At 59.6% G+C, this 5,794-nt stretch carries 5 protein-coding genes; 3 read left to right on the top strand and 2 right to left on the bottom strand.

Features of this window, described 5'->3' with window-relative positions; translation table 11 throughout:
- Window positions 1-502 precede the first annotated feature (502 nt).
- Complete coding sequence (locus tag BT116_RS29865) at window positions 503-937, top strand: nuclear transport factor 2 family protein (protein ID WP_063325053.1); 435 nt, start codon at window positions 503-505, stop codon at window positions 935-937.
- 198 nt (window positions 938-1,135) lie between these two features.
- On the opposite strand, the gene BT116_RS29860 is transcribed toward BT116_RS29865, so the two are convergent.
- The gene (locus BT116_RS29860; protein WP_072349365.1) at window positions 1,136-2,059 is read right to left on the bottom strand and encodes a LysR family transcriptional regulator; all 924 of its coding nucleotides are present in this window, start codon (window positions 2,057-2,059) and stop codon (window positions 1,136-1,138) included.
- Between the two features lie 126 nt (window positions 2,060-2,185).
- Between BT116_RS29860 and BT116_RS29855 the strand changes: the two genes are divergently transcribed.
- Window positions 2,186-2,392 (top strand): tautomerase family protein, encoded by a 207-nt coding sequence (locus BT116_RS29855; RefSeq protein WP_025213530.1) that lies wholly within the window; start codon window positions 2,186-2,188, stop codon window positions 2,390-2,392.
- A gap of 259 nt (window positions 2,393-2,651) precedes the next feature.
- On the top strand, window positions 2,652-3,386 hold the full coding sequence (locus BT116_RS29850; protein WP_072349363.1) for an SDR family NAD(P)-dependent oxidoreductase: 735 nt from the start codon (window positions 2,652-2,654) through the stop codon (window positions 3,384-3,386).
- 66 nt (window positions 3,387-3,452) lie between these two features.
- Here the strand turns inward: BT116_RS29850 and BT116_RS29845 are convergent, their stop codons facing one another.
- On the bottom strand, window positions 3,453-5,594 hold the full coding sequence (locus BT116_RS29845; RefSeq protein WP_072349361.1) for a TonB-dependent siderophore receptor: 2,142 nt from the start codon (window positions 5,592-5,594) through the stop codon (window positions 3,453-3,455).
- Between the last annotated feature and the right edge of the window lie 200 nt (window positions 5,595-5,794).

The raw sequence follows: 5,794 nt of genomic DNA, 5'->3' as shown, positions 1-5,794 counted from the left end.
ACCCAGTGCTCACGACTGCCAATATCGATACCCGCACAATGAGGGTGAATCACTTCAAATCGTTTCTGCTGCTTCTTGCGCGCCATGACAATTCCTCGCAGGATTGAAAGGCGCGCGGGGAGCACGGTGGCGAACGGATTCACTCTCTCATACGTGGTCACAGCTTGCTGTGCCTACAACGACTCCACGCCGATACCGTGCGGACCACTCTCCCTCTCGGGTGCGTACACACCAGTGATGGCTACGGTCTCTTTCCCCGCGCGCCCCCCAATCTTAGGTCGGACACTTGTTTGCTGCGCGACAGCGCAGCGTCGAAGACGCGGCGGGATCTCCCTCGCCACATTGTTGGCCATCCCCACCGATGTTCTTTTGACCAGACCTGGCTGATTTCACAAATGGCCCAGCTGTCTGGCTATTCCCGTTGCCTTCGACAAGTTGTACGATGACCGATGAGCGCAAGCGCTCGTATGTTCCGGATACCTACAACAACAAGGAAATCTCCATGAAAAAAGCGACATTGATCGTCAGCTTCTTGTGCCTGTTCAGCGGCTACGCAGCGGCAGCCCCTTCTTCAGCCGAGCAGGAAGTGGCCGAGGCCGTCGACCACCTGACCCAAGCCATGCTGCACAAAGACATCCCACAACTCCAGGCACTGGCCGCCGAGAACCTGACCTACGGGCACTCCAGCGGCAACATCCAGGACAAGAAAGCCTTCATCGCCGACATCGAAACGGGCAAGAGCGCGTTCAAGACCCTGGAAATGCAGAACCAGAAAATCACCTTGTCCGGTGACGTAGCGCTGGTGCGCAATCACTTCTCGGCCCAGGCGCTCAAGGGCACCGAAGTGGTGCCAACGGAAATCGAGAACTTCCAGATCTGGCAGAAGCAGAAGAATGGCAAGTGGTTGCTGATTGGTCGGCAGGCGTTTCGGTTCTGACAGAGAAGTTTTCCGCGCAAAGCGTCCTGTCAACTTGAAGGCGCTGTGATTCATTGTGGCGAGGGGATTTATCCCCGCTGGGCTGCAAAGCAGCCCTGAACCTGATACTTCGATGTGCCTGATTGATTGCATCGCTGCTGTTGGGACTGCTTCGCAGTCCAGCGGGGATAAATCCCCTCGCCACAGATCACAATCACCTCAATCCGCGGCCCACTGCTCTCGGTACTGCAGCAGGAAATCCACAAAAGCGCGCACACGCTGCGGCACATACCGGCCATGGGGATACAGCAAGGTGAACGGCCGTGAGCGCCCTGCGAAGGGTGCAAGCACCTCTACCAGTTGCCCGTTGGCCAGTTCCTGCTTAACGATGAATTTGTAGGTCTGGAACAACCCGGCGCCGTGCTTGGCCAGCGTCACCCCGCCCAGCACATCATCCGAACAGCAATAGTTGCCTTGACCGAATACCTCCTTCTCCATGCCATCCACCTTGAACAGCCAGGAAATCCGACGTCCGCTGCTGGGCAAGTCGAACTGGATGCACTCGTGGTCGTCCAGGTCTTCAAGGACCTGCGGCGTGCCGGCCTTGTGCAGATAGTCCGCAGACGCGACTACCACCAGTTTTGCGTCTTCCAGCAACCGGGCGATCATCGACGAGTCCGGCTGGGCCCGCACCCGGATGGCGAGGTCATAACCTTCGGCAACGAAATCGATGTTTCGATTGCTCAAGTGCAGGTCCACAGTCACTTGCGGGTACAGCGCTCGAAAGGCCGGCAGCAATGGCAGGATGCGGTGATGGCCGTAGGTCGTGGGCAGGCTGATGCGCAGTTGCCCGGACGGCACCGATTGCGCGCCCATCATTTCCTGTTGCGCCTCGACCAATTGCGTCAACGCCTGCCGACATTGCTCGAAATAGGTCTTGCCGGCTTCGGTCAGGCGGATGCTGCGGGTGGTGCGCACGAAAAGCCTTGAACCCAGGCGCTCTTCCAGGCGAAAGATCGAGCGGCTCACTGCCGCCGGGGTAACCCCCGCCAACTGCGCCGCCGCCGTGAAGCTGCCCGCCTCCGCCGCCAGGCAGAACAGTTCTATGCTGCCCAACTGCAGGTCTTCGAAATGACGCTTCATGATTCATTACACCGCGTATCAACTGAAGTTTCCAAAGGCCTGTTTATCAGTCTGCGGCGTATAAATACAGTGACCTTCCACCGCGCAGGGTTGTCCTGCGCTCATTTCTATCAGTTGGAGTGCAACATGCCTTTCGTCAATGTGCGAATTACCCGAGACGGCGTCACCCGTGAACAGAAAGCCCAGGTCATTTCCGAAATCACCGAAACCCTCCAGCGCGTACTGGGCAAGGACCCGCATTTGACCCACATCGTGATCGAGGAAGTCGACACGGATAACTGGGGATACGCGGGGATGACGACGACGGAGTATCGAAGTCTTCCCAAGGAATAACGCCCTGCCCCTCCCGAGCCCGGTCCAACTGACCGGGCTTTTTTCTACGTGCCAACCCGACAATCCTGTGAGAGTTACCAGCGAACTTGGGTTTGCGATCAACCGGGAACATTGTGTGCGGCCCCGACCATTGATTACATGACGTATCAACTCAAGTACCAGAAGCCTTATTTATCAAACCCCGGCGCATCAATACCCTGAACTCAACCACCGCCAACACAGGCGCACCGGTTCAACTCAATGTGATCAGGAGTCAATCATGAGCCTCAAACAAACCGTCATTATCACCGGCGCTTCCAGCGGGATCGGCCTGGGTTTGGTCAAAGCGTTCCTGGGTCGGGGCTACAACGTGGTGGGCAATGCCCGCTCCCCGTCCGGCCTGGAGGCTGCCGCCGCCGACCTCGGCCACCCGGCCGGTTTCGTCGGCGTGGCCGGCGACATTGCTGACCCGGCCACTTCAACCGCCCTCATCACCCAAGCCATCGAGGCGTTTGGCGCCGTTGACGGGCTGGTGAACAACGCCGGCTTCTTCCTGCCAAAACCCTTCGTCGAATACAGCCCCCAGGATTTGGACGCGCTACTGGACACTAACCTCAAGGGTCTGGTCTACGCCAGCCAGGCCGCTGCCGCGCACATGATCGGGCGCCAACAAGGCTTTATCATCAACATTTCAGCCGCCGTGGCCCTGCAACCGAACATCCAGGTGCCGGCAGCACTGCCGGTGTTGATCAAGGGCGGCGTCAACCAGATGACCCGCGCCCTGGCCCTGGAGCTGTCGCCCCACAACATCAAGGTCAACGCGATCGCCCCCGGCATCATCGACACGCCCATGCACGACCCGGCGCACCGCGCATTCCTCGACAACCTGGCCCCAGCCGGTCGCGTGGGCACCGTCGAGGAAATTGCCGAGGCCGTGTTGTACCTGGCGGGCGCCGATTTCACGACTGGCGCGATACTGCCGGTGGACGGCGGGATGAGCACAGGCAAGTGGTAAAGAGGCAAGTGGTAAAAAGAAAAACCCCGAAGGCAGAACCTTCGGGGTTTTCATGACGCATCGAATTCAGAGCGTGTAGGAGATACCGGCCTGCACGGTTCGCGGTGCACCCGGGTAGGCATAGACGCCCCCGAATGCACCTTCTTCGTAGTCAGCGTCAAACAGGTTCTTCAGGTCCAGGTTGAGGCGGATCCGCTCGTTGACCTTGTAGTAACCGAGCAGGTCCACGACGGTGTAGCTGTCCATGGTAAAGGTGCTGGCCGCGGTATTGCCGGCCCGCTCATCGACGTACTTGGCACCTACGCCAAGGCCGAGCCCCTTGAGGCCACCGTCCTGGAACTCGTAGACGTTCAACAGGCTGAAGGAGTTCTTGGGCACGTTGAGCAAGCGGGTGCCGGACGGGATGCTGATGTCCTTGGTCACTTCGGCATCCACATAGGCGTAACCACCGATCACGCGCCATTGTGGCGTCAGATTGCCCGCCACGTTCAAGTCGAAACCGCGGCTGCGTACTTCGCCGGCCGCCACGTTGAATGTGGGGTCCTGCGGGTCGGGCGTGAGTACATTGCGCTTTTCAATCTGGTAGATCGCAGCGTCGACGCTCAACTGGCGATCCAGCGCTTCCCACTTGACACCCATTTCGTAGGACTTGCCCTCTTCCGGCTTGAACCCTCCGCCCTGGAGTCTGGCACCGGTGTTGGGTTTGAATGAGCGTGCGGTGTTGGCATAGACAGCCACGGTGTCGGTCAGGTCGTAGATCATCCCCAGGCGCGGAGTGACGGCGCTGTCAGTGACATCCCAGTTTCTACTGTCGGGCCGCAGCTGTGGAACGAACGTCTCGTACTCATGTTCGAACCGCTCAAAACGCGCCCCGGCCAACAGCTTCAAACGCTCGGTCAGCGCCACCTGATCCTGGACGAACACGCCAAACGTCTTGAGGTTTTCCTGGTCATCGGTGGGCTTGCGCGTCAATGCCGGGCGTGGCTGGCCATGCACCGGGTCGAAGATATCGATCGGGTAGGCCCCGACAGCGCCCGAGGAACGCTGGATGATGGACTGGTAGTCGTAGTCTTCATACTCGATACCCGTCAGCAACGTGTGCTCGAACCCGCCAGTGGAAAAATGCCCGGTGAGGTTGAGTTGGGTGTCGCTGTCGGTCCACTCCAGCTTGCGGTAGTTGAAGTTACGCCCCAGGGTGCGCCCATCGGCGGCGATGCCGTTGCCTTCGATGGCATTGCCCTGCAAGGTACCGTCGAGCCATTGGGTACCGCCGGCCAGGGTCCAGTCGTCGTTGAGCATGTGCTCGAAACGCACCTGCAGCATGTTGTTGTCGTTATGCAGCTTGCCGACGTCTTTTTCACCGAAGAACGTATCGCGCGACGCGGTGCCGCGCTGGCCGGCGTAATGGGTCAAGCCACGGTCCAGCGGCGCATTGTTGCGCATGAAGTCGCCTTCGAAGGTCAGGCGCGTGGTGTCGTTGACCTGCCAGGTCACCACGGGTGCAACGCCGTAACGTTCGGTCTCGACGTGGTCGCGGAACGTGTCGCCGCCCTCGCCGATCACATTCAGGCGATAAGCCAGGCGCCCTTCTTCATCCAACGGGCCGGACGCGTCCAGCGTACCGCGACGCATCCCTTGGTCGCTGACCTGGCTGCCCAGGGTCACCGTGCGTTCGGCCAGCGGTTGTTTGGACACCACGTTGAAGGTGCCGCCCGGGTCGCCCCGGCCATAGAGCATGGTGGCCGGGCCGCGCAGGACCTCCAGCCGCTCGATGGTGTTGGCGTCAGGCATGTTCGGATAGCCACGGTTGATCGGGAAACCGTTGCGGTAGAACTCTCCGGTAGTGAAACCGCGCACGGTGAAAGTAGTCAGGCCCTGGCCACCGAAGTTGTTCCCCCGGCCGACCCCTCCAGCGTAATCGAGGGCGTCCTGCAGACGCGTGGCGCCAAGGTCTTCGACGACGTCGCGAGACACCACGGAAATGGATTGCGGGGTTTCATGGATCGCCGTGTCGGTACGGGTGGCACTGGCCGAACGGGTAGCGTGATAGCCCTTCACCGCTCCCTGGGCTGATTCATAGTCGGCGCTACCGACGATATCCGTGGCTTGCAACTCAAGGGAAGCCGGCTTGGCAGGGACTGGCTGTTCAGCCCAGGTGGAAACGGAGTAAGCCTGGAGCACACACAGTGAAACGAGAATCCGACGCATCGATGCACAATCCTAATGAAAAAAAGCCTCCACATCGGGAGGCTGACAAGAATGTATCGCGAAAGATACAGTAACTCATTGCTGTTTGACATTTATTCCCATTAACGCTGATGTTTTTGTGACCGGTCAGTCCATCATCGCGAGCAAACCCGCTTCCACAGGGGATTGGCGGTTCGATCGTTCCCACGCTCCTGCGTGGG

Origin of the sequence: Pseudomonas sp. NFACC16-2, assembly GCF_900119205.1 — a bacterium.
Lineage (GTDB): Bacteria > Pseudomonadota > Gammaproteobacteria > Pseudomonadales > Pseudomonadaceae > Aquipseudomonas > Aquipseudomonas fluorescens_Q.
The sequence above is the reverse complement of the archived record's forward strand: the minus strand, read 5'-3'. Positions and strand labels throughout refer to the sequence as shown.

Excerpts from the sequence above, each read along its gene's own strand:
- BT116_RS29865 (WP_063325053.1), top strand. The coding sequence starts at position 503 with ATGAAAAAAGCGACATTGATCGTCAGCTTCTTGTGCCTGTTCAGCGGC.
- BT116_RS29860 (WP_072349365.1), bottom strand. The coding sequence starts at position 2,059 with ATGAAGCGTCATTTCGAAGACCTGCAGTTGGGCAGCATAGAACTGTTC.
- BT116_RS29855 (WP_025213530.1), top strand. The coding sequence starts at position 2,186 with ATGCCTTTCGTCAATGTGCGAATTACCCGAGACGGCGTCACCCGTGAA.
- BT116_RS29850 (WP_072349363.1), top strand. The coding sequence starts at position 2,652 with ATGAGCCTCAAACAAACCGTCATTATCACCGGCGCTTCCAGCGGGATC.
- BT116_RS29845 (WP_072349361.1), bottom strand. The coding sequence starts at position 5,594 with ATGCGTCGGATTCTCGTTTCACTGTGTGTGCTCCAGGCTTACTCCGTT.